Raw genomic sequence first — 24,141 nt, 5'->3', positions numbered from 1 at the left:
GAGTTCATGAGCTTTGTTCTGTCCTGACCTTGCCGAGCGCGATCAGGCCTTGGCGGCGTAGGCGAACAGCAGGGTTTCCTGCACGCTGATCGGTTCCGCGTCGCCGGCATCCAGCTGGGTGTAGTGGCCATCGCTCTCCAGACGCCAGCTCTGGCAGTTGTCGACCAGATAGGTGTCCAGGTCCTTGCGGATACGCTGGGCAAGCTTCTTGTCGAGCAGCGGGAAACAGGTCTCGACGCGGTGGAACATGTTGCGCTCCATGTAATCCGCGCTGGAGCACCAGGTTTCCGGCTGGCCGGCATTGTGGAAGTGGAAGGTGCGCGTGTGCTCGAGGAAGCGACCGATCACCGAGCGCACGCGGATGTTGTCGGAAATCCCCGGCACGCCCGGGCGCAGACAGCAGACGCCGCGGATAATCAGGTCACACTGCACGCCAGCCCGCGAGGCGCGGTAGAGGGCGCGAATCAGCTTGGGCTCGGTCAGTGAATTGCATTTGATGATGATGTGGGCGCGCTTGCCTTTCTCGGCGTTGCGCGCTTCACGGTCGATCATCTCCACCATGCGCTCATGCAGCGTGAAGGGCGCGTGCAGCAGCTTCTCGATATTGCGCTGCTTGCCCATGCCGGTCAGCTGCTGGAAGACCTTGTGGACGTCCTCGCACAGCGTCTCGTTGGCGGTCAGCAGGCTGTAATCGGTATACAGGCGCGCCGTCTTGGCATGGTAGTTACCGGTGCCCAGGTGCGCGTAGTGACGCAGCTCGCCGTGTTCACGCCGCACGATATGCAGCATCTTGGCGTGGGTCTTGTAGGCCATCACGCCGTAGATGACGATGGCGCCGGCTTCCTGCAGGCGTGAGGCCAGCTGCAGGTTGTCGGCCTCATCGAAGCGCGCCCGCAGCTCGATCACCACGGTGATCTCCTTGCCCTGACGTGCGGCTTCCACCAGTGAGGAAACGATGTTGGAGTCGGCGCCGGTGCGATAGAGGGTCTGCTTGATGGCCAGCACGTTCGGGTCGCGCGCCGCCTCGGCGAGCAGGTTCTCGACCGGGGAGAAGGACTGGAAGGGGTGATGCAGCAGGATGTCCTCGCGACGGATCGCATCAAACAGGCTGTTGTCGCCCTTGAGCGCCTTGGGAATGCCCGGGGTGAACGGGGCGTAGAGCAGGTCCTCGCGGCCGACGTCGCCGATGACTTCCATCAGACGGTTGAGGTTGACCGGGCCCTTGACCTGATAGAGGTCGCGCGTTTCCAGATCGAACTGCTTGAGCAGGAAGGTGTAGAGCGCTTCCGGGCAGTTGTCCGCCACCTCGAGACGCACCCCGTCGCCGTAGCGGCGCGCCAGCAGCTCGCCACGCAGCGCGGAGGCCAGGTCGGAGACATCCTCGGCATCCACCGACAGATCGGCGTTGCGGGTCAGGCGGAACTGATAGCAGCCCTTGATCTTCATGCCCGGGAACAGCTCCTGGGCGTGAGCGTGAATCATCGAGGACAGGAAGACGTATTCGGTGTACCCCGGCTCGACGAGGCCATCCGGGATGCGGATCAGGCGCGGTAGCGAGCGCGGGGCCGGCAGGATGGCCAGGCCACCTTCACGACCGAAGGCATCCTTGCCTTCCAGCTCGACGATGAAGTTGAGGCTCTTGTTGACCAGGCGCGGGAACGGGTGCGACGGGTCGAGACCGATCGGGCTGATGACCGGCTGGATCTCTTCATCGAAGTAATCGCGCACCCAGGCCTTCTGGGCATCGTTCCACTGATTGCGGCGACGGAAGCGGATGTGCTGCTCTTCCAGTGCTGGGATCAGGTCCTCGTTGAGCATGCGGTACTGGCGTTCGACCTGCTCATGCGTGATGCGGGACACCTCATCGAGCACCTTGCTCGGCAGCATGCCGTCACAGCCGGGGTCGGTGCGATCGAAGGCGATCTGATGCTTGAGACCCGCCACGCGAATCTCGAAGAACTCGTCCATGTTGGACGTGAAGATCAGCAGGAACATCAAGCGGTTGAGCAGCGGATGCGAGGTATCCTTGGCCTGCTCGAGTACGCGGATGTTGAACTGCAGGTTGGACAGCTCGCGATTGAAGTACAGCGCCGGATCAGCGAGATCAGCCTCGGGGGAGGGGGTGGCCTTGGCATGGATACCGGTACGCGTCCGGTTGACGCGCAGGGGCAGAGGTTCCTGAGCCGGCGGCTCATCCGCCGCCAGCTCGATCTCGCCTTCCCGTGGGGTGGATGCTGCCTTGGGGGCAGCATCCTTGTCGCGACTGTCAGCGACTTCCGGCAGGGTCGCCGTGTTGTTGTCGGTGTCTTGCTTGGGCGTCTGTTCCATCATCAACTCCATGATCCCGGTCAGCCGCATCCGCAATGGCCGGGGTTGTCAAAGGCGGTTTTTCTGCGCCAGCAATTCGGCCGCCTGGCGAGCAAAATAGGTGAGGATGCCGTCGGCACCCGCACGCTTGAAGCACATCAGCGACTCGAGAATGACCTTGTCGGCATCCAGCCAACCGTTCTGGAAAGCCGCCATGTGCATGGCGTACTCACCGCTGACCTGATAGGCGAAGGTCGGCACTTCCAGCTCGCGCTTCACACGCGTTACCACATCAAGATAGGGCATGCCCGGCTTGACCATCACCATGTCAGCACCCTCGGCGATGTCCATTGCCACCTCATGCAGGGCTTCGTCGCTGTTGGCGGGATCCATCTGGTAGGTCTGCTTGTCGGCCTTGCCCAGATTGCCGCTCGAACCGACCGCGTCACGGAACGGGCCGTAGTAGTTGGAGGCGTACTTGGCCGAGTAGGCCATGATGCGCGTGTTGATCAGGCCTTCCTGTTCCAGCATGGCGCGGATGGAGCCGATGCGGCCATCCATCATGTCGGAGGGCGCGATGACATCGGCACCGGCTTCCGCGTGTGACAGCGCCTGCTTGATCAAGGTCTCGACGGTGCGGTCGTTGAGCACGTAGCCGTCTTCGTCGAGGATGCCGTCCTGACCGTGAACGGTGTAGGGGTCGAGCGCGACATCCGTGATGACGCCCAGCTCCGGCAGCGCTTCCTTCAAGGCGCGCACGCAACGCTGCACCAGGCCGTTGGCGTTGTAGGATTCTTCGGCATACAGCGTCTTGGCCTCGGCATCGACCACCGGGAAGAGCGCGATGGCCGGCACGCCCAGTGCGTGGACGGCGCGGCATTCTTCGACCATGAGGTCGATGGACAGGCGCTCGACGCCCGGCATGCTGGGCACGGCTTCACGACGCTGGGAGCCTTCGAGAACGAAGACCGGCAGGATCAGATCATCGGCCGTCAGCTGGTTTTCACGCATCAGGCGGCGAGAGAAGTCGTCCTTGCGCATACGGCGCATACGAGTCGCAGGAAACTGGCGCGGGGTACGTTGGCTCAAGAAATGCTCTCCGGGTCGGGTGGTCCGCTCCCGTGATGGTCGCAGGCAGTCTAGGTCTATAATATTTCATTAATATTACAGTGATGCCAGCGGTCATGGGGCAAGGCCGGTCACGTGAGGTGCCAGCAGGGGCTGAACATGACGACAAGACGTCTGTCGGGCGACGAGAAGGCTTGGCTTGCGGCCTGCAAGTGGGTGGCCCGTGACGGGAGCCGTCGTCCCTGTGGCAGGGTCAATTGAGTATATCAGCGTTGACTTGTGGCCACAGGTGCAGGAGATGTGTCGCGGTGTCGCGCCCCATGCACGGCCCTGATGGGCGGGTGTGGGGCCTGACAGACCCCTCCGGACAACCGCGGCAAGCCTCCGGCACCAGAGCCTTGATGGCATGCGAGTGGACGAGGAGCAGCACTTGAGTTGTGCCAGGGCCGCCCATAGTCTTGAGAGGATGCGCAGTGACATGCCTCGCCTGCACGCCTGTCACTGTCTGCCGCGTGGCGGTCGCGCATCTTCGGTGCCGCTGAAGCGTCTCGCGCCTGGCATGACGCCGAGCATGACGCCGGGCATGAAATGAGGCTCGGCATTCGAATCAGTTACGCGCTTGTATTAGTCTTTTCTGACCTGTTCGGCAATCGCCGTGCACAGCTCATCGTCAATGGAGTAACCCATGACCAAGCAGGTAGCCCTGATCCTTTCCGGTTGCGGTGTCTTTGATGGCTCCGAGATCTATGAAACTACCCTGACGCTGCTGCGTCTCGATCAGCTGGGCATTGCCTATGAGTGCTTTGCACCGGATGTCGCGCAGCACCACGTGATCAATCACGGCACTGGCGACGAGATGGAGGAGACCCGCAACGTGCTGGTCGAGTCCGCGCGTCTGGCACGTGGCAAGGTGCGGCCGCTGGAAGAGCTGTCAGCGGACGACTTCGATGCACTGATCCTGCCCGGCGGCTTCGGCGCCGCCAAGAATCTGTGTGACTTTGCCGTCAAGGGTGAGGACCTCGAGCTCGTCGCGGGCCTGCAGGACGCGGTGCAGCCCTTCCATGCGGCCGGCAAGCCGATCGGTGTGATGTGCATCGCGCCGGTGATGGTGCCCAAGCTGCTGGGTGAGGGCATCTCGGTCACCATCGGCAACGACGCCAGCGTCTCCGGGGCGATCAGTGCCCAGGGCGGCCTGCACAAGAGCTGTGAGGTGACGGACATCGTCGTCGACGCCGCCAACCGTGTCGTCACCACCCCGGCCTACCTGCTGGCGGAGCGCATCAGCGAAGCGGCCCAGGGCATCTTCAAGCTGGTCGAGCGCATCGATAGCTGGATCGAGGACGACAAGGCGCGTGCCGCCGAGCAGGACTGATCTCGACACGCCTGTGCGTCTGGCGTGATAGCGCGTGGCTGGTGTGGGCGAGTTCATTGGCAACACAAAGCCCCCAGAAACAGAAAGCCCCGCCGGTGACCCGGCGGGGCTTTCTGTTTTGATGCTCTGATTCTGATGCCCGATTGCAGGCAGCCACGTTCAGGGCGCTTCCTGCGATGCCTCATCGTCTGAGGCCGCACGCCGGCGCTTGAAGAGGCGCGAGGCCAGAATGCCGACCTCGAACAGCAGCCACATCGGAATCGCCAGCAGCGACTGCGAGATCACGTCCGGCGGTGTCAGCAGCATGCCGACCACGAAGCAGGCGATCACGATATAGGGGCGCTTCTTGCTCAGTGCCTCCACCGTGGTCGCGCCGGTCCAGATCAGCAGGAAGGTGGCGATGGGGATCTCGAAGGCCACCCCGAAGGCGAAGAACAGCTTGAGGACAAAATTCAGGTACTGATTGATGTCCGTCATGATCGCCACGTTCTCGGGGCCCGTGGTGGTGAAGAACTGGAACAGCAGCGGGAACACCACGTAGTAGGCGAAGGCCGCACCGGCATAGAACAGCAGGATGCTGGAGGCCAGCAGCGGCAGGGCCAACGCTTTCTCGTTCTCATAGAGGCCCGGCGCGATGAACGCCCAGGCCTGATAGAGCACGGCGGGAATCGCCAGGAACAGCGCCACCACCAATGTCAGCTTGAAGGGCGCTAGGAAGGGCGAGGCCACTTCGGTGGCGATCATCTGCGAACCCGGTGGCAGCAATGCCATCAGCGGTTCGGCGACATACAGGTAGATCTGGTTGGAGAAGCCGTACAGCGCGGCGAAAACCACCAGCACCACCAGGGTGGCGCGCAGCAAGCGCGAGCGTAGCTCGATCAGGTGCTCGATGAGCGGCGCATGTGCGGCGTCGCCCTGACCACCTGACGGTGAGGCATGTGGATCACTCATCAGGAACGTGGCTCTCGTGATTCACGGGTGTCGGAAGCAGTGCTCGGCTCGGTGGCCGGCGCACCATTCTCGGCAGGGCGGGGGCTGGTCTCAGCGCCGGAGGCGCCTGCATCGCGGGATGTACTGGACTCGGTGATGCCGCGCTCGACATCGCGTGCCTCGTTGCGCGCATGAGCGAGCGTCTCATCGAGCTGCTTCTTCTGCTCGTTGAGCGTCTGACGCAGTTCCTCGGCTTCCAGCTGGGCACTGATTTCCTGCTGAATGCCCGAAACACTGCGCTTGATGCGTCCCAGCCACAGACCCGCAGTGCGGGCGGCCCGGGGCAGACGCTCCGGGCCGAGCACGATCAGCGCCAGCAGCGCGATCAATGCCAGTTCAAAAAAGCCGATATCGAACATGCGGGTTACGAGCGCTTGTCAGCGGTATCGCGGCTCTCGGCCTCGACATCGATGGTGTCGCCACGCTTTTCCTCATGCGCGACCTTCTGCTGGGCAGTCGGCTCGTCGCTCTTCTTCTCTTCTTCCTTCATCGCGCCCTTGAAGCCCTTCACGGCACCGCCGAGATCAGAGCCGACGTTGCGCAGCTTCTTGGTCCCGAAGATCAGGATGATGATGCCGAGCACGATGAGAAGCTGCCAGATACTGATGCCACCTAACATGGGAAATTCTCCATTTGGGCCGCTGACACCGGGTCATTGGGCCTTGAGACTTGCAGGGTGCTGGCACCGCTGCCGGAAAGCCGACTTGCGCCGGAAGAATACGGGTCCTTCACTGACCGCGAGCGGCCTTTTCATCATGGCCGGAAACACCGAAGCGGCGTGCCAGCTCATCCAGCACTTCCTGATGATCCAGCCCCAGGTGCGACAGCATGACCAGTGAATGGAACCACAGGTCAGCGGTCTCACCGATCACGGCACGCTGCGAGTCCACGTCGTCGTGAGCGAAATCCTTGGCGGCCAGTACGGTTTCGGTCGCCTCTTCGCCGATCTTCTCCAGTACCTTGTTGAGGCCCTTGTGATGCAGGCTCGCGACATAGGAGGAGGTCGGGTCAGCGTCGCGCCGTTCTGCCAGTACCACTGACAGACGGTTGAGAATATCACTCATGAATCATCATTCCTGAAAGCTTGGGTCTTGCGTTAAGTCATCGAGTTCTGCGCTGACGGCACACCTTGCACGGCAAACGGCACGGCGTGGGCAGGCGACTCAGGATGCAAGTGTTATATGTCATTCATATTGCACTGCGTCCCATGGGGCGGCAAGTGTCGTTGCGCGCCGGGCTAGTCAGGCCATCATGTCTGCCTGCGGCTAGCGCCACAGCAATAACACGATTCCCAGTCCTGCGCCCACCAGTACCGCCACGGGCTGGGTCTCCGCCCAGGCCATCAGGGGCTGCCAGCCGAACGCGCCGGCCACCAGCAGCAGGCCCGCGCGCAGCCGCCAGCTGGTGCTGGAGGCGTGATTGACCCGGTCGCGCAGCGTGGTGATGGCCTCTGTCTGACGCTGACGGGCGCGATGCTCGTCCTCGATGCGCTCCATGGCCTGGAAGGCCATCGCCGGCAGCTGCGGCAGCTGATGCGACAGCTCCGGTGCCTGCTTGACCATCTCGGCCCAGAACGCCTTGGGACCGGCGCGCTCCTTCATCCAGCGCTCCAGATAGGGGCGAGCGGTGGCCCACAGGTCCAGGTCCGGATACAGCTGGCGGCCGAGGCCCTCGATATTGAGCAGCGTCTTCTGCAGCAACACCAGCTGCGGCTGGACTTCCATGTTGAAGCGGCGCGCGGTCTGGAACAGCCCCAGCAGGACCTGACCGAAACTGATGTCCTTGAGCGGCTTCTCGAGAATCGGCTCGCAGACGGCGCGGATGGCGGCGGCGAATTCGTTGGCGCGCGTGCCTTCGCCGACCCAGCCGGACTCGATATGCAGCGCCGCGACCTCGTAGTAATCCTGGCGGAAGAAGGCCAGCAGGTTGCGGGCCAGATAGTCCTGGTCTTCGCGGGTCAGGCTGCCGACGATGCCGCAGTCGATGGCGATGAACTGCGGATCGTGCGGGTTCTCGCGCGAGACGAAGATGTTGCCGGGGTGCATGTCGGCGTGGAAGAAGTTGTCGCGGAATACCTGGGTGAAGAAGATCTCCACGCCGCGTTCGGCCAGCTTCTTGAGGTCGGTGCCCTGCGCGGTCAGCTCCTCGATATCGGCGACCGGGATGCCGCGGATGCGTTCCTGCACCATCACGCGGCGGCGCGTCAGTGGCCAGTGGATGGCCGGGACGTAGAGCAGCGGCGAGTCAAGGAAGTTGCGCTTGAGCTGGGAGGTGTTGGCGGCCTCCTTGTGCATGTCGAGCTCGTCGAACAGCGTCGCCTCGTAGTCGGCGACGACCTCGACCGGGCGCAGGCGACGGGCTTCCGGCGAGACCTTCATCAACAGGCGCGCGAACATGTAGAGCAGGCCGATGTCCTTGCGCATCACTTCCTCGATGCGCGGGCGGATGACCTTGACCACCACGTCCGAGCCATCGTGCAGGCGTGCGGCATGTACCTGGGCGATGGAGGCGGAGGCCAGAGGCTGGGCCTCGAATTCGGCGAAGGCTTCCTCGACCGACATCTCGAGCTCCTGCTCGACCAGCTCCCGCGCGACCTGGTTCTCGAACGGCGGCACCTGATCCTGCAGGCGCTTGAGTTCGTCGGCGATGTCCGGCGGCAGCAGGTCGCGCCGCGTCGAGAGCATCTGGCCGAACTTGATGAAGATCGGGCCGAGGGCCTCGAGCGCCAGACGCAGACGCTCGCCGCGCGTGCGTCTGCCGATGGGGAACAGACGCAGCGGCGACAGCTTGAGCAGCGGGCGCAGCAGGGCCGGCACGCGCCCCGGCGGTACCAGGTCGTCGAGGCGGTAGCGGGCGATGACCCACAGGATGCTCAGCAGGCGATAGAGTCTCACGACGGCTGGCACTCCCGCTCGGCAGGTTGATGAGAGGTGGCGGCCTCGAGATGACGGCGCAGCCGCGCCAGCCGCGCTTCGGTGCGATCCAGACACTGGGTCAGCTCGGTCAGCTCGTCGCGCGCGACAAGCATCTGCGCCTGACCGGGCAGCCAGCGGGCCTCCTCGGTGAGGTACTCGCGCAGGTCCAGCTCCAGCTCGCGGCGGCTGATCAGACCGAAACGCCCGAGGCTGCGCAGGCCGCTGGCCAGGCTATGGCCTGGGGCTTCGCCGAACCACTCACTGAGTGCACCTTCCCAGTCCAGGTCGAGGTCCATCACCAGGTCACGGCCGCTCTCCAGCAGATGGATACGGCCACGCACGGCGAGGCGGCCCTCGAACATCAGGCGCTCGATGGACTCACCGGACAGCAGGGCGGCGGCGGTCTCCATGTCGAGCTCCACCACCACATCGCCATCGCTCTCGTTGGCCTGGGGCAGGCGCAACAGGTGCAGGCCCTGCAGGTCGAAATGCACCAGCAGGTCGAAGGCGGGGCGTTCGACACGCACCAGCAGGCGTCGGCCTGCCAGTGCATTCAGGCGCGACGTCGAGGCCGGGTCGCGAGCAAGCAGCTGATTCAGCGTCCGCTCAGCGGTCGCCAACAGCAGGGGGGTCAGCAATGCCATGACAGCCTCAGAGCTTGATACCGCGGTGCAACGCGACGATGCCGCCCGTCAGGTTGGTGTACTCGACGCGCTCGAGACCGGCCTCTTCCATCATGCCGGCCAACGTCTTCTGGTCGGGGTGCATGCGGATGGACTCGGCCAGGTAGCGGTAGGAGTCGGCGTCGCCGGCGACCATCTCGCCCATCTTGGGCAGCAGCCGGAAGCTGTACTGGTCATAGGCGGTGGAGAGCAGCGGATTGACCGGCTTGGAGAATTCCAGCACCAGCAGACGGCCACCCGGCTTGAGGATGCGCTGCATGGAGCGCAGGGCCTTGGCCTGGTCGGTGACGTTGCGCAGCCCGAAGGCGATGGTGATGATGTCGAAGGTGTTGTCCGGGAAGGGCAGGGCCTCGGCATTGGCCTGCACGTATTCGACGTTGCCACCGACGCCACGGTCGAGCAGCTTGTCGCGGCCGACGTTGAGCATCGAGGCATTGATGTCGGCGAGCACCACGCGGCCTTTCGGGCCGACCAGACGCGAAAACTTCAGCGTCAGGTCACCGGTGCCGCCGGCGATGTCCAGCACCGACTGGCCGGGGCGGGCGCCGGCACGCTCCAGGGTGATGCGCTTCCACAGACGGTGGATGCCGAACGACATCAGGTCATTCATCACGTCGTACTTGGCGGCGACACTGTGGAAGACATCCGCGACGCGGCCTGCCTTCTCGTCCACGGCAACTTCCTGATAACCGAAGTGAGTCGTACGCTTGTCCATGACTTCCCCTGTTGTGACGCCGCCGTGGCGACGTCAGCACAATATGGTGAGCTTTCGCAGTGGCTCGATTGTAACCGCTGGCCAGCGGGCTGTCTTTTGGCAAGACGTCGACTCGGACATCTTGCCGCGCCCAGTGGCATCAGTGGCTTACAGCTGGTTGAGCGGAATGCCCAGTGGTTCGCGCGAGGCGCCGGCCTCTTCCAGCTGACGCAGGTAGTAGGCCCACATGGCGTCGCGGCGATTGGCCAGTTCCCACAGGTATTCCCAGGTATACAGGCCGCTGTCATGGCCATCATCGAAGTGCAGCTTCAGCGCGTAGCGGCCGCTCTGGGTGATGTTGGTCAGCCCGACGTAGCGCATGCCGACCTGCAGGGTTTCCTGGCCGACACCGTGGCCACGCACTTCCGCCGACGGCGACATCACGCGCAGGAATTCGGTGCTCAGGCGGAAGCTCTGGCCATCGGCGTAGCCCAGTTCCAGTTCGCGCTCTGACTTGTGGTAGTGCACGCGCGTCGGTACCGGGGCCTCTTCGCCATCGCGGGCATGGCGCTCATTGAGGCGGTAGTCGCGCTGCTGGCCGCTGGTATCAGCGTCGTGGGACGCGGCGGCGTCCTTGGGAGTGTCGTGGCTCATCGGGGCATCCTCGGGCTTGCATGCCGCGCGGCGGCGTGGGGCGCAGGGCGGCATGGCGAAGGCAATAGGCGTCGAGCGCGGCGCTTGGCCGGTCGATGTGTCTTGTGCGCATGATGCACTGACGCCCGATCCGGGCCAAGCCGGATCGGGCGTCAGAAGTCCCCTCAGGAACGGGACTGGCTTCCATGAGGGGCTGTCAGGCGCGTGAGCGTGTCGTCAGAGGATGTAGCGCGACAGGTCTTCATCACGCGCCAGATCACCCAGACGGGCATCGACGTAGGCGGCATCGACCTTGAGTTCGCCGGGCTGATCGCCACCCTCGTAGGAGATCTCTTCCAGCAGACGCTCCATCACGGTGTGCAGACGACGGGCACCGATGTTCTCGGTGCCTTCGTTGACCTGATAGGCGATCTGGGCGATGCGCTCGATGGCGTCATCCGCGAAGCTCAGCTCGACGCCTTCGGTCGCCAGCAATGCCTTGTACTGACGGATCAGGGCGGCGGACGGCTCGGTCAGGATGCGCTTGAAGTCTTCCGGCGTCAGGGCGTTGAGCTCGACACGGATCGGCAGGCGGCCCTGCAGCTCCGGAATCATGTCCGACGGCTTGGACAGGTGGAAGGCACCGGAGGCGATGAACAGGATGTGGTCGGTCTTGACCATGCCGTGCTTGGTGGACACGGTGGAGCCTTCGATCAGCGGCAGCAGATCGCGCTGCACGCCTTCGCGGGACACATCGCCGCCACTGCCGGATTCGCCACGCTTGGCGACCTTGTCGATCTCGTCGAGGAAGACGATGCCGTTCTGTTCGACGGCCTCGATGGCACGGCTCTTGAGGTCTTCATCGCTGACCATTCTGGCCGCTTCTTCCTCGTGAACCAGCTTGAGCGCTTCCTTGACGGTGATGCGGCGGCTCTCTTTCTGCTGCTTGCCCATGTTGGAGAACATGGACTGCAGCTGGCTGGTCATCTCTTCCATCCCCGGCGGGGTGGCGAAATCGAGACTCTGGCTGGCCGGGCTCAGCTCGATGTCGATTTCCTTGTCATCCAGCTGGCCTTCGCGCAGCTTCTTGCGGAACATCTGGCGCGTGCTGCTGTTGTTGGCGGCAGCGTCGTACTCTTCGCCACGCACACGCGGCAGCAGGGCGTCGAGGATGCGCTCTTCGGCGGCATCTTCGGCCTTGTCGCGCACTTCCTTCATGGCGTCTTCACGCACCAGTTTCATCGCGACCTCGACCAGGTCGCGGATGATGGATTCCACGTCACGGCCGACATAGCCGACCTCGGTGAACTTGGTCGCCTCGATCTTGAGGAAGGGCGCACCGGCCAGCTTGGCCAGACGACGGGCGATCTCGGTCTTGCCGACACCGGTCGGGCCGATCATCAGGATGTTCTTCGGCGTGACTTCCGGGCGCAGATCGTCATCGAGCTGCATGCGGCGCCAGCGGTTGCGCATGGCAACCGCCACGGCGCGCTTGGCTTCAGGCTGGCCGACGATGTGCTGATCGAGGGCGTTGACGATTTCCTTCGGGGTCATCTGGGACATCTCAGGACAGCTCCTCGATGATGGCATTGTGGTTGGTGAAGACGCAGATATCGGCCGCGATGGAGATGGACTTCTCGGTGATCTCGCGGGCGGAAAGCTCGGTATTCTCGATCAGGGCGCGGGCAGCGGCCTCGGCATAGTTGCCGCCGGAGCCGATGGCCAGCACGCCGTGCTCGGGCTCGACCACGTCACCGTTGCCGGTGATGATCAAGGAGGCATGCTTGTCGGCGACCACCAGCATGGCCTCCAGCTTGCGCAGGGCGCGGTCTGAGCGCCACTCCTTGGCAAGCTCCACGGCGGACTTCACCAACTGGCCCTGATACTTCTCGAGCTGCGCTTCGAAGCGTTCGAACAGCGTGAAGGCATCGGCGGTACCACCGGCGAAACCGGCCAGTACCTGATTGCGATACAGACGACGCACCTTGGCGGCGTTGCCTTTCATGACAGTGTTGCCAAGGGATACCTGGCCGTCACCAGCCAGGGCGACCTGGCCGTTGCGACGCACGGAGACGATCGTGGTCATGGATAACTCCTGAGAGAGCATGCCGGCGATTGGAATAAGGTGAACGGGGCCGGGCATGGCATTTCTGGGCAGACGAGGCCGTGGCCTCGTCGCGTAAAACGGGTGGTGATCGTCAGCCTGGCGCTTGCCACTGCTTGCCGCGATCCTGCACCGCCTGATGGGCGGCACGCGGGCCTGATATCTCACCGGAATGCTGTAGATGGGGGCGCCGATACGGGTTTCAAGTCATCGGCGACTCAGCGTTGACTGCGATCGGTCCTGGTCTGCGCCCTCATGCAACGGGCCCGCTCAAAAATGAGCGGGCCCGTCTGTCGCGAGGCTCACGCCTGGCTTACTGCAGCTTGATCAACAAGGGCTCGATGCCCTGGGTGTTCATCAGGTCCTGGGCGCGATTGAGCTCGCGGGTGTCCTTGTAGGGGCCGACCTGCACCCGGTGCCAGACGGTACCACCGGAGGCGTTGACGTCACTGACCTTGGCCAGCAGGCCAAGATCCTTGAGCTTGCCGGCCAGCTTCTTGGCATCGCTCATCTCGCGGAAGGACGCGGCCTGCAACATGTAGTTGGTCAGCGAGGCCTCGGACTTCTTGGTGCTCTCGGCGCTGCCCGGACGCGGCGTGGACTTGTACTCATCCACCTTGGGCGCGATCACCTCGGTTTCCGGCAGCAGGGTGTAGAACTCGAAGGTCGGCATGTTGCCGGCGGACTCTTCGGGGGCTTCCTTCTGCTGCTGGTTGCCCTGTTTGGCGGCTTGCTGCCCGTTCTGCTGTCCGTTCTGCTGCGTGTTGGCCTTGGGCACGATGGCCGCGACCGGCAGACGCGGGGCCTGTTTCTCGAAGTACTGCGCGAGAGCGAAGCCGGCGATCAGACCGATGATGCCCCACAGCCAGCCGGGCAGACCACGACTCTGGCTGGCAGCGGGTTGCCGACGGGGGCTCGCCCCCTGGCGGGAGGCGGGCTTCTTGTTGGCGGGGCGGCGAGCAGCCATGGCTTACATCTCCTCGGGAGCGCTGACACCCAGCAGGGCCAGGCCGTTGCGGATGACCTGAGCGGTCGCCAGACCCAGCGCCATGCGCGCATTGCGGGTCGCGTCGTCCTCGACCATCACCTTCACCGCGTTGTAGCAGGTGTGGAAGTCGGAGGAGAGGTCCTGCAGGTACTGGGCGACCTGCTGCGGCTCGCGCACCTTGGCGGCGTGGGCGACGACGTCCGGGAACTGCGCCATGCGATTCATCACGGCCTTTTCCTGGTCGCTGGTCAGCAGGGTGAGCTGCGCCATGGCCAGGGCTTCGTCGAAGGGCTTCTCTTCGCGGCTGGCCTTGCGCAGCACGCTGTGCACGCGGGCATGAGCGTACTGGATGTAGTAGACCGGGTTGTCATTGGACTGGGAGCGCGCCAGGTCGATGTCGAAGGTCAGCTGGGAGTCGGCGCGACGTGCGGCCAGGAAGTAACGGGTCGCGTCGCGGCCGACTTCCTTGATCAGGTCGCGCAGGGTCACGTAGCTGCCGGCACGCTTGGACAGCTTCACTTCCTCGCCGGAGCGCATCACGGTGACCATCTGGTGCAGCACGTAGTCCGGCCAGCCCTTGGGGATGTCCGCCTGCAGAGCCTGCAGACCGGCACGCACGCGGGTCACGGTGGAGTGGTGATCGGCACCCTGCTCGTTGATGACCTGAGTGAAGCCACGCTGCCACTTGTCGAGGTGGTAGGCGACGTCGGGCAGGAAGTAGGTGTAACCGCCGTCACGCTTGCGCATCACGCGGTCCTTGTCATCACCGAAGTCGGTGGTGCGCAGCCACAGGGCACCGTCGTCTTCATAGGTGTAGCCGTTGTCGACCAGGCGCTTGACGGTCTCCTCGACCTTGCCGTCGCTGTAGAGCGAGGACTCGAGGAAGTAGACATCGAATTCGACCCCGAAGGCCTTGAGATCGAGATCCTGCTCGTGGCGCAGGTAGGCGACGGCGAAGACGCGGATGGCCTCCAGGTCATCGGGGTCCGCGGCGCCCGTTACCTGCTTGCCATCGGCTTCGACGGTGTCGCCGGCCATGTAGGAGGTGGCCAGTTCGCTGATGTAGTCACCGCGATAGCCATCGGCCGGCCAGCTGGCATCGTCCGGGCCCAGACCCTTGGCGCGCGCCTGGACGGAGAGCGCCAGATTGTTGATCTGGGCGCCGGCATCGTTGTAGTAGAACTCGCGCGTGACGTCGTGGCCGGTGGCGGCCAGCAGGCGGCACAGCACGTCGCCGACCGCGGCACCGCGGCCGTGACCGACGTGCAGCGGGCCGGTCGGGTTGGCGGAGACGAACTCGACCTGCACCTTCTCGCCGGCGCCCACGTCGCTGTGACCGAAGCTATCGCTTTCGCTGAAGACGCGACGCACGATGTCGGCTACCGCACCGGTATCAGCGAAGAAGTTCAGGAAGCCGGGGCCGGCGATCTCGACTTTGGAGACGGCATCGGAGGCCGGCAGCGCCGCGATCAGCTTCTCGGCCAGATCGCGCGGCTTCATGCCGGCGGCCTTGGACGTCATCATCGCCAGATTGCTGGCGTAGTCGCCGTGGCTCTTGTCCTTGGTCGGGTCGACCTTGATCTGCGGGCTGGCGTCGGCGGGCAGGGTGCCGTCGGCCTTGAGGGTTTCCAGGGCCTGGCCCAGCAGTTCGATGATCGTCTCTTTCATGGAATATCGGTCTCTTCACGGCTCGGGTCGCACCGCGTGCCATACAGCAGGCGGTTGCAGGCATCAGGCCTGCGGGCAATGGGGGAGTGCGGATGTCGCTGCACGATGGCGGGCATTATCACCGATCCTGCGGCTTGCATAAACCGTCGTGATCAATCGCGCCGCATTCCGCGCCTGCAGGGATAGTGGTCAGTTCATCGCAAGCGGCGTGAAGGGCTGTCACGCCGCTTGCGTATCACTCAGGCCATGCCGATGGGATCGACATCCAGCGACCAGCGCAGGCGGCGTGCGTCGCGGTCCTGCTCGCAGAGCGTCACCAGCCAGGCCGCCGCTTCATGCAATGGGCCGCGTTTCGCACAGCGCAACAGCAATTGGGCGTGATAGCGATTCTGGCGGCGCTCCATCGGTGCGGGCACCGGACCGAGGCAATCCACCTTGAGATTGGCAGCCTCGAGGTGCTGGCGCAGGGCGCCACCGACCTTCAACAGCCACTGTTCGACCTGCTGCTGGTCGCTGGCCTCGGCGCGCAGCAGTGCCAGATGGCTGAACGGCGGCAGCTGGGCGATGCGGCGCTCCTCGAGCAATTCCCCCGCCAGCTGCGGGTAGCCGGCCTGAATCAGCGTCAGCAGGTTGGGGTCTTCCGGGTGGCGGGTCTGGATCAACACCTCACCGGGGCGCTCGGCGCGTCCGGCACGCCCCGCGACCTGCACCAGCAGCTGCGCGGACTGCTCAAGTGCGCGGAAGTCGGCGGCATAGAGGCCGCTGTCGGCATTGACCACCACCACCAGGGTGACGTGGGGAAAGTGGTGGCCCTTGGCCAGCATCTGGGTGCCGACCAGCAGGCAAGGCTCGCCACGCCGGATCACCGCCAGCGCCTCGCTCATGGCGTCCTTGCGCTGGGTGCTGTCGCGGTCGATGCGCAGCACCGGCACGTCGGGGAATTTCTCGCCGAGCAGCTCTTCGGTGCGTTCGGTGCCCGCGCCCTGCGGGCGTACATCCCCGCTGCCACAGGCCGGACAGGCATCCGGCAGTGGGCGGGTGCGCTCGCAGTGGTGGCAGGTCAGCTGGGGCGGATGACGATGCAGGGTCATGCGCGCATCGCAGTTGTCGCATTCGGCGATCCAGCCGCAGGCATGGCAGGTCAGGGTCGGGGCAAAGCCACGCCGATTGATGAACACCAGCACCTGATCGCCCTGGGCGAGGCGCTTCTCGATCGCCTCCAGACTCTGGGTCGAGAGGCCGCCCAGCGTCATGCGGCCGCGCAGGTCGACGGGGTGCAGGCGCGCCGGCTGACTGCGACCGGCGCGCTGGTGCAGGTGCAGATGCGTGAATCGTCCCTCGCGTGCATGGCGCAGGCTCTCAAGGGACGGCGTGGCGCTGCCGAGCACCACGGGTATGCCTTCCTGCTTGCCACGCACCAGCGCCAGATCGCGGGCGTGATAGCGCAGGCCATCCTGTTGCTTGAAGGAGCCATCGTGCTCCTCGTCGACGATGATCACGCCGAGTCTGGCCATCGGCGTGAAGATGGCGGAGCGGGTACCGATCACGATGCGCGCCCGGCCGCTGCGGGCGGCTTCGAAGCCATCGAGGCGTTCACCATCGCTGACGCCGGAGTGCAGCATCACCTGCGGCACGCGGAAGCGTCTGCGGAAGCGCTCCAGTGTCTGGGGCGTCAGGCCGATCTCGGGCACCAGCACCAGCGCCTGGCCGCCGCGGTCCAGCACCGCCTCGATCAATTGCAGGTAGACCTCGGTCTTGCCGGAACCGGTCACGCCTTCCAGCAGCGTGGGCGAGAAGCGGCTCAGGCCTTCATGCAGACGCGAGAGGGCGCGACCCTGCTCATCATTGAGGGCCAGGCCGGGTTCGGCGAGCACGCCTTTGTTGGCCTGTTCCGGCGTGGCGCCGGTTACCGGCTCCTCGCGGGATTCGATGTAGCCGCGGCCGCGCAGGGTCTCCAGCTGCTGGCGGGTGAAGCCCTGGGCGGTGATGGCGCTGTGCACCAGGCCATGACGATGCTGAGCGAGCAGCTCCAGCAACGCGATCTGGCGGGTGGCTCGCCCCAGGCTTGCCGGCTCGGTGGCGCGGCCCTTGTCGGTCAGCGTCCAGCGCTCACGGGTACGCGCCTCGAGGGCGCGTCCCTGACGCAGCAGCGAGGGCATCGCCTGGGCGAAGGTGTCGCCGAGCGAGTGCTGGTAATAGCGCGCGGTAAACTGACATATCCACAACCAGTCGGCCGGCAGCGGTTCGTCATCGATGACCTCGCTGACAGGCTTGAGCTTGTCGATGGGGAAGCTTGAGTCGCTGCGCAGCTCGGCGATCACCCCGACCAGCTGGCGACGCCCGAATTCGACGCGCACGCGCAGGCCCACCTGCCAGCCGTGGCGAGGCGGCTGGCGGGATGGCAGGTAGTCGAACAGATCGCGCAGCGGGCCGGGAATCGCGATGCCCAGCACACGTCCCGGCAGGTGAGTCGCAGTCTTGTCGGTAGTGTCAGGCACGCAAGGTATCCGGATATGAGGTGATATGAGGCGTTCAGTAAAATGGGGATATGCCGTGGCACGCAGTCTACAGAGTGTTGCCCGCAATAAACGGCACAAAGTTTGGTCTTGCGGCAGATGACTGGTAAAATGCGCGGCCTTCCGTCGGAAACGGCGGAATGACCGGTTCAATCCAAAACCCGTGTACGGTGCCTGGCAAGTGATCAGGTGGCGGTGCACAGCGACCTGAGGTTACACATCATGAAACAGGGTATCCATCCGGACTACCAGCGCCAGACCGCAACTTGCTCCTGCGGCGCGCAGCACGAAATCGGTACCACTTCCAAGCAGACTTTCGCGCTTGACGTGTGCTCCGAGTGCCACCCGTTCTACACCGGCAAGCAGAAGCAGGCTACCACCGGTGGTCGCGTCGAGCGCTTCAACAAGCGTTTCGGTGCTGCCATCAAGCGCTGATACCTTCAGCTGCTTGTCGCTTTCATGGCGCTGCGCATCTTGCAGCGTCATGGACGAAAAACCCGCTCACGAGCGGGTTTTTTTGTGCCTGTCGTTCAAGCGTCACCCTGAAGAGGTCGCGATCACGACAGCCGGCCCGGGATGCCCTTGTCGTGATGTTCTGGTCGTAATGGTCTGACGTGATGGTCTGACGTGATGGTCTGACGTGATGGTCTGCCGTGATGCCCTTGCGAAGATGTCACCCCGGCGCTGCGCTTGCTGAAAGGAAAGATTGTTTCCGATTTGGCACTTTTTCTGCTCTGCCTCTGCATCAAGTGCGCCGGAATGGCGGGTTGCGTCAGCGAACGGTCGAAAATCGAGGATCTTGCGCGAATCGTGGCGTCATCTCGGGCCGAAATCGACGCGAAATCCGGTCAGCGATAAGGAAAGGTTTATGGCTGGGTAGGGCATCCATAACGTTAGACGAATGGCTAAAATATTTTTTAAACGAACGTTTTAAAGCCATGCATAACAGCAAGTTGCGTCGGTTGTTCAGAGGTGTCTTTTTCTATATTCTGGAGCAGCCAACCCCCCGCCAAAATACCGGATGACACGCATGTCTGATGCCATGAAGAAAGCAGCACTGCAATATCACGCCGAACCGATTCCCGGAAAGCTCTCCATCGAGCTGACCAAGCCGACCGAGACCGCCAAGCACCTGGCGCTGGCCTACAGCCCGGGCGTTGCCGAACCGTGCCGCGAAATCGCCGCCGATCCGGAAAATGCCTACCTGTACACCGGCAAGGGCAACCTGGTCGCGGTCATCTCTGACGGGACTGCCATCCTTGGCCTGGGCAACCTGGGGCCGCTGGCTTCCAAGCCGGTCATGGAAGGCAAGGGCGTGCTGTTCAAGCGCTTCGCTGGCATCAACTCCGTCGATGTCGAAGTGGATGCGGAAAGCCCGCAGGCCTTCATCGACACCGTGCGTCGCATCCACACCACCTACGGTGGCATCAACCTGGAAGACATCAAGGCGCCGGAGTGCTTCGAAGTCGAACAGGCGCTGATCGAACAGTGCAACATCCCGGTCTTCCATGACGACCAGCACGGTACCGCCATCGTCACCGCTGCCGGCATGCTCAACGCCCTGGATATCGCCGGCAAGAAGCTGGAAGACGCGCGCATCGTCTGCCTGGGTGCCGGCGCTGCCGCCATCGCCTGCATGAAGCTGCTGGTGGCCAGTGGTGCCAAGGTCGAGAACATCTTCATGCTCGACCGCAAGGGCGTGATCCACAGCGGCCGTGACGACCTGAACCAGTACAAGGCGATGTTCGCCACCGAGACCGAGCTGCGCACGCTGGACGACGCCATCGATGGCGCCGACGTCTTCGTCGGTCTGTCCGGCCCGAACCTGCTCAAGGCCGAGCAGCTCAAGAAGATGGCCGCCAACCCGATCGTCTTCGCCTGCTCCAACCCGGACCCGGAGATTCATCCGGATACCGCTCGCGAAGCACGCCCGGACGTCATCATGGCGACAGGTCGCTCCGACTACCCGAACCAGGTCAACAACGTGCTGGGCTTCCCGTTCATCTTCCGTGGCGCGCTGGATGTGCGTGCGACGCGCATCAATGAAGAGATGAAGCTGGCCGCCGTTCACGCCCTGAAAGACCTGGCGCGTGAGCCGGTCAGCCAGGATGTGCTGGATGCCTACGAGATCGACAGCCTCGAATTTGGCCCGGGTTACATCATCCCGACGCCGATGGATTCGCGTCTGCTCGAGCGTCTGCCGGCCGCCGTGGCCCAGGCGGCCATCGATTCCGGTGTCGCGCGCAAGCCGTACCCGGCGCACTACCCGCTGACCAGCACGGATCAGGTCTACGGTTAAGCGTCAGCGGTCGAATGGCCGGTTGGCGGCGTCGCTGAAGCGACGCAAGACATGAAAAAGCCCTCGTCGGAGATTCCGGCGAGGGCTTTTTGTTGGTGGCTGCTTTCAGCCTAGAGCCATGAACCGCGAGCCACGAGCCACCAGCGAGTAGCGCCTGGGCAGGCAGGCGTCAGGCCTGTGCTCAGAAGCTGTAGAGGATGGAGGCCGCCGTGGTGGTGTCGGTCTTGGCATCCGACTCGTCGGGCGGGTTGGTGTTGTTCTCGATCTCGTGCGAGAGCTTGAGAGCGAGGCTTGCATTGATGGCGACCGTCAGCGCGGTATAGCTGCGACTGATCACGTTCTCGCGCGTGGCCTCCGCCGAGAACTGCTGCTCGAACTTGGAGGTGTCGGACAGCTGCCAGCGGTAATCCATCGCGCCATAGCCCAGCAGGTAGTTCTCGTGATCCCCCGCCGTGATGTCATCGAAGCGATAGCCCGGCCCGGCCTCGAGGGAGAGGTTGTGCTCGGGGCCATCCAGTATCGTGATGCCCTCGCCGACGATGGAGGTGACCTGGTGGTTGTAGCCGGAGAAGCGCTCCTTCTCCCAGCGCAGCAGCCCGAAGGCGTAGTGGTCATCGCTGAGGTCATAGCGCTCGCGCTGCCCGACCAGATACTTGTCGGTCGTGGTCTCGCCACTGCTGGAGACATGCTTGGCCTCCACACGGAAGGTGTGGGTCCAGGGCTTCAGGTGCCAGGACAGGCTGGTCTTGCCCAGCAGGGTCTCGCTGTTCGAGTTGCCCGACAGCTTGGTGAAGCCCAGCTCGGCCTGGCCGCTGAAGGGCTCAGAGTCCTCGCTGGCGGGTGGCGGTGCATAGAAGAGGTCGTCTGCGACAGCCGTGTCGAGGGGAAGCAGGGCCAGGCACAGAAACGCGGTCCTGCGCAGTGTGGGCAATGGGTGAAGCATGCGAACTCCGGCATGTTTGAGGCATGACATCATCATCGGGAATATGGCTTGCGAGATGACGCTTGCTGAGCGAGGCGGCCTGGCGCGTCATCCGGACGCTACCAGTGGATCGCGATACGGGGGAGCCTTGCGAATGCTCAGATGGCAGAAGAGCGACCAGCGGCCGCTCTTCCTTGGGCTCTCCCCCTGCCGATAAGGCTGGCAGGCGAGGTCTGGAGATCAGATCAGAAGATGGCCTCGAAAGTTCCGGTACCTTCCGAGCCGCTTTCCTGCTCCAGCTCCTTGCGGATGGTGCGTTCCTTGTAGGGCGGCAGATTATCCTTGCGGAACAGCTCACTGATGCCGCCGGACTGACCGCTGCGCAGGCGCTTGCCGGTGTCCGGGTCGATGGTTGCCGTCACGATGTTGTCCGGACGCTCCATGGTGGAGGACGGCATGCCCTCGAGGGCGCCGCGCATGTAGTCGACCCAGATGGGCAGGGCAGCCTGGGCGCCATACTCGGCCAGGGTGTCGTTGGAGTCCTTGCCGACCCAGACCGTGGCCACCAGCTTGCTGTTGAAGCCGGAGAACCAGGCATCACGCTGGTCGTTGGTGGTGCCGGTCTTGCCGGCCAGGTCATCACGACCCAGCGCCAGGGCGCCACGGCCAGTACCGCGCTTGATGACATCCTGCATCATGTCACGGATCAGATACATGGCTTCGGGGGAGGCGACACGCTCGGCCAGCGGGTACTGGCGACCGTCACGATTGACGGTGACCATGCCCGGCGCACAGTTGGCGCAGGCAACCGGCGGATGCGCTTCATAGTCGGTCTCGTCATCGCCACGCGTGATGGTATCGATGTACCAGGGCTCGACACGGAAGCCGCCATTGGAGAGCACGGCATAGCCGCGTGCCATCTCCAGCGGGGTCAGCGAGGCGCTGCCCAGGGCCAGTGACAGGCCATTGGGCAGCTCGTCACGCTGGAAGCCCAGCTTGACCAGGAAGTCGAGAGTCTTGTCGAGGCCGACCGTCTGCAGCAGGCGCACGGAGACCAGGTTCAGCGAGCGATACAGGCCAACGCGGATACGGGTCGGGCCGGTGAACTTGCCGCCGGCATTTTCCGGACGCCACACCTTGCCGCCATCCTGAAGCACGACAGGGGCGTTGTTGATGATGGTCGCCGGTGACATGCCGGCCTGCTCGAGCCCGGACAGATAGACGAACGGCTTGAAGATCGAGCCTGCCTGACGGCGTGCCTGGATGGCGCGGTTGAACTTGCTGGCGGAATAGCTGAAGCCACCCTGCAGGGCGAGAATGGCGCCACTTTCCGGGTCCAGCGAGACGATGGCGGATTGCGCGTCCGGCAGCTGGCCCAGACGGTAGCCGTCGTCCTGCTTGATCACGCGTACCAGATCACCGGCCTTGGCGATCTCGGCGGCCGAACCCGGCACGCCACCACGCCATTTGGCGCTCTTGTACTCGCGTGCCCACTTCAGGCCGTCCCAGTCGAGGGTCACGACCGTGGCGTCGGCCAGCAGTGCCTTCATCTGCTTGCCGGTGCTTTCGACCACGATGGCGGCCTTCAGCGGGCCGTAATCCGGGGTGCGATCGAGCACTTTCAGCCAGTTCGAGACATCACGGTCGATGCCGGCGATGCGCTTCTCGCTCTTCTGGGCCGCCTGCTTGGCGGTTTCCAGCACTTCCGGTGACTTGGAGAGTTCTTCCTCGAGGCCGGCCTGATCGGTCTGGTCCTGAGCTTCCGCCAGCGAGGCGGCGATGTCGGATTCCTCGACCCCGCGCCAACCGTGGCGGGTATCGTAGGCGATCAGCCCCTTGATCAGTGCATCACGTGCCATTGGCTGCAGCGAGCTGTCCAGCGTCGTGGTGATGCGGACGTTGTCGGTGTAGGCCTTGTCGCCGAAGCGGTCGACGGCGAAGCTGCGTGCCATTTCCGCGACGTAGGGTGCCTGCACTTCCGGTCTGGAGTAGTGGCGTGCCGCGGTGATCGGTGCCTTGACGGCTTCGTCATAGGCCTGCGGTTCGATGTAGCCCAGCTCCTTCATGCGCAGCAGGATCCAGTTGCGACGGATCAGTGCGCGCTGCGGGTTGGTCAGCGGGTTGAAGCTCGACGGCGCCTTGGGCAGGCCGGCCAGCATGGCCTGCTCGGCCAGGGTCAGCTCATCCAGGGACTTGTCGTAGTAGGTGCGCGCAGCGGCGGCGATCCCGTAGGCGCGATGGCCCAGGAAGATCTTGTTGACGTAGAGCTCCATGATCTCCTGCTTGGAGAGGATCTCTTCCATCTGCAGCGACAGCAGGATCTCGCGAATCTTGCGCGTGAAGGTCTGGTCCAGCGTCAGCAGATAGTTGCGCGCCACCTGCATGGTGATGGTGCTGCCACCGGACTGGATGCTACCGCTGGAGGCCAGCTGCACGGCCGCGCGCGCCAGCCCCTTGGGGTCGATGCCCGGGTGGGAGAAGAAGTTGCTGTCCTCGGCGGCGAGGAGGGCGTCGACGAAGGTCTCGGGGATCTCGTCGTAGGTGACCGGGATGCGGCGCTGGTCACCGTATTCGCCGATCAGCTTGCCATCGCGGGTATAGATGCGCAGCGGCGTCTGCAGCTTGGTATCCTGAAGCTGATGGACGTCGGGCAGGCCCGGCGAGAAGTACAGCGAAGCGCCAACGATGGCCAGAAGTCCCGCGGCACATAGTGATAGCAGCAGCCAGAACACTGGCGAAAATAGTCGTCTCAATAGCTTCATGGGCAAGACAGGGTCCGTGGGTAAGAAAAGCGAGTGGCTGCGCGGGGATTGGCAATTCCATTGCTGGGGCATTATAAGTAGCGGGTTCAGATGCGGCCAGCGTTGAACCCTGACTTGCGCGTCTGTTGTGTTATTCTGGGAAACATAATGTAACATCCTGGAATGATAGAGGGTGTCGCGGCAACGTCGTCAGGGAACCGGCGGCCAGCCAGTCTGGCAA

General features: G+C 63.9%; 20 protein-coding genes. 3 read left to right on the top strand and 17 right to left on the bottom strand.

From position 1 onward, the window contains the following. Positions 1 to 42: 42 nt before the first annotated feature. Together ppk1 and hemB are read right to left on the bottom strand one after the other, a co-directional pair. On the bottom strand, positions 43 to 2,328 hold the full coding sequence (ppk1, locus tag AOG28_RS11655) for a polyphosphate kinase 1 (RefSeq protein WP_082388727.1): 2,286 nt from the start codon (positions 2,326 to 2,328) through the stop codon (positions 43 to 45). A gap of 48 nt (positions 2,329 to 2,376) precedes the next feature. Continuing rightward, positions 2,377 to 3,396 carry a porphobilinogen synthase gene (gene hemB / locus AOG28_RS11650; RefSeq protein WP_054556515.1) on the bottom strand — a complete coding sequence of 340 codons (1,020 nt, stop codon included), beginning with the start codon at positions 3,394 to 3,396 and terminating at the stop codon, positions 2,377 to 2,379. A 664-nt stretch (positions 3,397 to 4,060) separates the two neighbouring features. On the opposite strand from hemB, the gene elbB reads away from it, so the two are divergent. Beyond that, positions 4,061 to 4,747: an isoprenoid biosynthesis glyoxalase ElbB gene (elbB, locus tag AOG28_RS11645; protein ID WP_054556514.1), complete on the top strand. Its 687-nt coding sequence runs from the start codon at positions 4,061 to 4,063 to the stop codon at positions 4,745 to 4,747. Positions 4,748 to 4,906: 159 nt separating this feature from the next. Here elbB and tatC read toward each other — a convergent pair whose 3' ends face one another. From tatC to AOG28_RS11580, 13 genes are all read right to left on the bottom strand, one after another. Beyond that, on the bottom strand, positions 4,907 to 5,698 hold the full coding sequence (gene tatC, locus AOG28_RS11640; RefSeq protein WP_043332983.1) for a twin-arginine translocase subunit TatC: 792 nt from the start codon (positions 5,696 to 5,698) through the stop codon (positions 4,907 to 4,909). Then, entirely contained in the window at positions 5,698 to 6,096 is a 399-nt protein-coding gene (tatB, locus tag AOG28_RS11635) for a Sec-independent protein translocase protein TatB (protein WP_043332982.1), read from the bottom strand. The genes tatC and tatB overlap by 1 nt, the downstream gene beginning before the upstream one ends. A gap of 5 nt (positions 6,097 to 6,101) precedes the next feature. Then, positions 6,102 to 6,356: a Sec-independent protein translocase subunit TatA gene (gene tatA / locus AOG28_RS11630; RefSeq protein WP_043332981.1), complete on the bottom strand. Its 255-nt coding sequence runs from the start codon at positions 6,354 to 6,356 to the stop codon at positions 6,102 to 6,104. Positions 6,357 to 6,465: 109 nt separating this feature from the next. Next, positions 6,466 to 6,801: a phosphoribosyl-ATP diphosphatase gene (locus AOG28_RS11625; protein ID WP_043332980.1), complete on the bottom strand. Its 336-nt coding sequence runs from the start codon at positions 6,799 to 6,801 to the stop codon at positions 6,466 to 6,468. Between the two features lie 201 nt (positions 6,802 to 7,002). Further along, positions 7,003 to 8,631, bottom strand: a complete 1,629-nt coding sequence (gene ubiB / locus AOG28_RS11620) for a ubiquinone biosynthesis regulatory protein kinase UbiB (protein ID WP_054556513.1) — start codon at positions 8,629 to 8,631, stop codon at positions 7,003 to 7,005. Next, a complete protein-coding gene (locus tag AOG28_RS11615) occupies positions 8,628 to 9,296 on the bottom strand; it encodes a ubiquinone biosynthesis accessory factor UbiJ (protein WP_054556512.1) in 669 nt (222 codons plus the stop codon). Before AOG28_RS11615 ends, ubiB begins: the two co-directional genes overlap by 4 nt. 7 nt (positions 9,297 to 9,303) lie before the next feature. Next, positions 9,304 to 10,050 (bottom strand): bifunctional demethylmenaquinone methyltransferase/2-methoxy-6-polyprenyl-1,4-benzoquinol methylase UbiE, encoded by a 747-nt coding sequence (gene ubiE, locus AOG28_RS11610; RefSeq protein WP_043332974.1) that lies wholly within the window; start codon positions 10,048 to 10,050, stop codon positions 9,304 to 9,306. A gap of 147 nt (positions 10,051 to 10,197) precedes the next feature. Next, a complete protein-coding gene (locus AOG28_RS11605) occupies positions 10,198 to 10,557 on the bottom strand; it encodes a gamma-butyrobetaine hydroxylase-like domain-containing protein (protein ID WP_043333080.1) in 360 nt (119 codons plus the stop codon). Between the two features lie 342 nt (positions 10,558 to 10,899). Next, entirely contained in the window at positions 10,900 to 12,225 is a 1,326-nt protein-coding gene (hslU, locus tag AOG28_RS11600; RefSeq protein WP_043332972.1) for an ATP-dependent protease ATPase subunit HslU, read from the bottom strand. Position 12,226: 1 nt separating this feature from the next. Then, positions 12,227 to 12,748 (bottom strand): ATP-dependent protease subunit HslV, encoded by a 522-nt coding sequence (gene hslV / locus AOG28_RS11595; RefSeq protein ID WP_043332970.1) that lies wholly within the window; start codon positions 12,746 to 12,748, stop codon positions 12,227 to 12,229. A gap of 331 nt (positions 12,749 to 13,079) precedes the next feature. Then, positions 13,080 to 13,733, bottom strand: a complete 654-nt coding sequence (locus AOG28_RS11590; RefSeq protein WP_043332968.1) for an SPOR domain-containing protein — start codon at positions 13,731 to 13,733, stop codon at positions 13,080 to 13,082. 3 nt (positions 13,734 to 13,736) lie between these two features. Beyond that, positions 13,737 to 15,422: an arginine--tRNA ligase gene (gene argS / locus AOG28_RS11585; RefSeq protein ID WP_054556511.1), complete on the bottom strand. Its 1,686-nt coding sequence runs from the start codon at positions 15,420 to 15,422 to the stop codon at positions 13,737 to 13,739. A 239-nt stretch (positions 15,423 to 15,661) separates the two neighbouring features. After that, positions 15,662 to 17,920, bottom strand: a complete 2,259-nt coding sequence (locus AOG28_RS11580) for a primosomal protein N' (RefSeq protein WP_054556510.1) — start codon at positions 17,918 to 17,920, stop codon at positions 15,662 to 15,664. Between the two features lie 240 nt (positions 17,921 to 18,160). Here AOG28_RS11580 and rpmE point away from each other — a divergent pair, with 240 nt between their 5' ends. Both rpmE and AOG28_RS11570 read left to right on the top strand, forming a co-directional pair. Next, on the top strand, positions 18,161 to 18,373 hold the full coding sequence (rpmE, locus tag AOG28_RS11575) for a 50S ribosomal protein L31 (RefSeq protein ID WP_054556509.1): 213 nt from the start codon (positions 18,161 to 18,163) through the stop codon (positions 18,371 to 18,373). Between the two features lie 595 nt (positions 18,374 to 18,968). Then, positions 18,969 to 20,237, top strand: a complete 1,269-nt coding sequence (locus tag AOG28_RS11570) for a malic enzyme-like NAD(P)-binding protein (protein ID WP_054556560.1) — start codon at positions 18,969 to 18,971, stop codon at positions 20,235 to 20,237. 181 nt (positions 20,238 to 20,418) lie between these two features. Here AOG28_RS11570 and AOG28_RS11565 read toward each other — a convergent pair whose 3' ends face one another. After that, positions 20,419 to 21,180, bottom strand: coding sequence for a DUF481 domain-containing protein (locus AOG28_RS11565; protein ID WP_043332961.1), 762 nt, complete (start codon positions 21,178 to 21,180; stop codon positions 20,419 to 20,421). Between the two features lie 224 nt (positions 21,181 to 21,404). Beyond that, on the bottom strand, positions 21,405 to 23,921 hold the full coding sequence (locus AOG28_RS11560) for a penicillin-binding protein 1A (protein ID WP_054556508.1): 2,517 nt from the start codon (positions 23,919 to 23,921) through the stop codon (positions 21,405 to 21,407). Positions 23,922 to 24,141: the final 220 nt, after the last annotated feature.

The sequence above is a fragment of the Cobetia sp. UCD-24C genome (assembly GCF_001306765.1).
GTDB lineage: Bacteria > Pseudomonadota > Gammaproteobacteria > Pseudomonadales > Halomonadaceae > Cobetia > Cobetia amphilecti.
Note: the sequence above shows the minus strand (reverse complement) of the source record. Positions and strands in the feature narration are given on the sequence as shown.

Bases quoted from the DNA above. Each gene is read 5' to 3' on its own strand.
- ppk1 (WP_082388727.1), bottom strand. From the start codon at position 2,328: ATGGAACAGACGCCCAAGCAAGACACCGACAACAACACGGCGACCCTG.
- elbB (WP_054556514.1), top strand. From the start codon at position 4,061: ATGACCAAGCAGGTAGCCCTGATCCTTTCCGGTTGCGGTGTCTTTGAT.
- tatC (WP_043332983.1), bottom strand. From the start codon at position 5,698: ATGAGTGATCCACATGCCTCACCGTCAGGTGGTCAGGGCGACGCCGCA.
- tatB (WP_043332982.1), bottom strand. From the start codon at position 6,096: ATGTTCGATATCGGCTTTTTTGAACTGGCATTGATCGCGCTGCTGGCG.
- tatA (WP_043332981.1), bottom strand. From the start codon at position 6,356: ATGTTAGGTGGCATCAGTATCTGGCAGCTTCTCATCGTGCTCGGCATC.
- AOG28_RS11625 (WP_043332980.1), bottom strand. From the start codon at position 6,801: ATGAGTGATATTCTCAACCGTCTGTCAGTGGTACTGGCAGAACGGCGC.
- AOG28_RS11615 (WP_054556512.1), bottom strand. From the start codon at position 9,296: ATGGCATTGCTGACCCCCCTGCTGTTGGCGACCGCTGAGCGGACGCTG.
- ubiE (WP_043332974.1), bottom strand. From the start codon at position 10,050: ATGGACAAGCGTACGACTCACTTCGGTTATCAGGAAGTTGCCGTGGAC.
- hslU (WP_043332972.1), bottom strand. From the start codon at position 12,225: ATGTCCCAGATGACCCCGAAGGAAATCGTCAACGCCCTCGATCAGCAC.
- hslV (WP_043332970.1), bottom strand. From the start codon at position 12,748: ATGACCACGATCGTCTCCGTGCGTCGCAACGGCCAGGTCGCCCTGGCT.
- AOG28_RS11590 (WP_043332968.1), bottom strand. From the start codon at position 13,733: ATGGCTGCTCGCCGCCCCGCCAACAAGAAGCCCGCCTCCCGCCAGGGG.
- argS (WP_054556511.1), bottom strand. From the start codon at position 15,422: ATGAAAGAGACGATCATCGAACTGCTGGGCCAGGCCCTGGAAACCCTC.
- rpmE (WP_054556509.1), top strand. From the start codon at position 18,161: ATGAAACAGGGTATCCATCCGGACTACCAGCGCCAGACCGCAACTTGC.
- AOG28_RS11570 (WP_054556560.1), top strand. From the start codon at position 18,969: ATGTCTGATGCCATGAAGAAAGCAGCACTGCAATATCACGCCGAACCG.
- AOG28_RS11565 (WP_043332961.1), bottom strand. From the start codon at position 21,180: ATGCTTCACCCATTGCCCACACTGCGCAGGACCGCGTTTCTGTGCCTG.
- AOG28_RS11560 (WP_054556508.1), bottom strand. From the start codon at position 23,921: ATGAAGCTATTGAGACGACTATTTTCGCCAGTGTTCTGGCTGCTGCTA.